This is a genomic window from Streptococcus oralis, assembly GCF_003944215.1.
GTDB lineage: Bacteria > Bacillota > Bacilli > Lactobacillales > Streptococcaceae > Streptococcus > Streptococcus oralis_BI.
This window is the reverse complement of record NZ_RJVZ01000037.1, coordinates 1-1,045: the sequence shown is the minus strand read 5'-3', so window position 1 is coordinate 1,045 and position 1,045 is coordinate 1. Positions and strand designations below refer to the sequence as shown.

The following is a 1,045-nucleotide window of genomic DNA, read 5'->3' as shown; positions in this document are numbered from 1 at the left end:
TCCTCCTTCAGCGTTCTACTTGCATGTATTAGGCACGCCGCCAGCGTTCGTCCTGAGCCAGGATCAAACTCTCATTAAAAGTTTGAGTTCTCACTCATTTCTGTCACTGACAGATTTATTGTTTTTTTTCATTGTTCAGTACTATAACCTTAGTTATAGTGCCCTGCACATTGGTTCGTCTTGTTCAGTTTTCAAAGGTCTTTGTCACTCAATCTCTCAAGCGACAACTATATTAGTATATCACAGCTGTTGATCTATGTCAACACTTTTTTGAAACTTTTTTTACTTTTTTCGCCCCTGCGATACACACATAGTCCGTACGGGATTCGAACCCGTGTTACCGCCGTGAAAAGGCGGTGTCTTAACCCCTTGACCAACGGACCTGAGCTTTTCAACTCTTTCTATTATACCTACTTTTTCCTCTTTGTCAAGGGATTCTTTTGACTATTTTCAGTTTATCTAAAATCACTCAATACCGCTCTTAATTCTCCTAGGAGTGCTTTGCGTCCTTTGAAACATTCTCCTCCCATTAGACGGTCAAGTTGTTCTTGTTTTTCTTTACTCTGACTTGCTCTGTAATTCCTTAGCAGTTCATGAAAGAGATAGTAATCATCCAGTCTGAGTCCTTTTTCTCCTAGGCGATGACTGATTTCGCTCACCTCTTCATAGGGTTCTTTATCGAAACNGCGCTTGTGACTTTCTTGTTTGCGAATATAGTCCAAGATACGATTTCGGAATTTGGTTTTAAAGCAGACATATAGTCGGTGACGTTCACCCACTAGTAACTCTGGATGGTGGTCCACTAGCTCATAGAGGCACATCATCCCCTCCTGATCCCAGTCCTCTTTCTCCCACAGATGTAAATGGTATGCTTTGCGGCACTTATGAACGATTCCCTTGCTTTCTTCGTATAATTCTTTTAGATTCATAAACCTCTCCTTTCTGCCTTTAGTTTAGCAGAAAGAACCTAGTCTTTGATCTTCTTCTCCTCTTCTGTATTTCTCGTTGCCTCAACTGCATACAAAAAGAGAGGCATGGCCTCTCT

At 41.4% G+C, this 1,045-nt stretch carries 1 protein-coding gene, 1 tRNA gene and 1 rRNA gene; all 3 read right to left on the bottom strand.

What is annotated here, in order from left to right; genetic code table 11:
• Positions 1–79: ribosomal RNA gene (locus D8804_RS09970) — 16S ribosomal RNA — on the bottom strand; the annotation flags it as partial.
• Between the two features lie 232 nt (positions 80–311).
• A tRNA-Glu gene (locus D8804_RS09965) sits at positions 312–383 on the bottom strand.
• A 72-nt stretch (positions 384–455) separates the two neighbouring features.
• The gene (locus D8804_RS09960; RefSeq protein WP_125399648.1) at positions 456–929 is read right to left on the bottom strand and encodes a sigma-70 family RNA polymerase sigma factor; all 474 of its coding nucleotides are present in this window, start codon (positions 927–929) and stop codon (positions 456–458) included.
• Between the last annotated feature and the right edge of the window lie 116 nt (positions 930–1,045).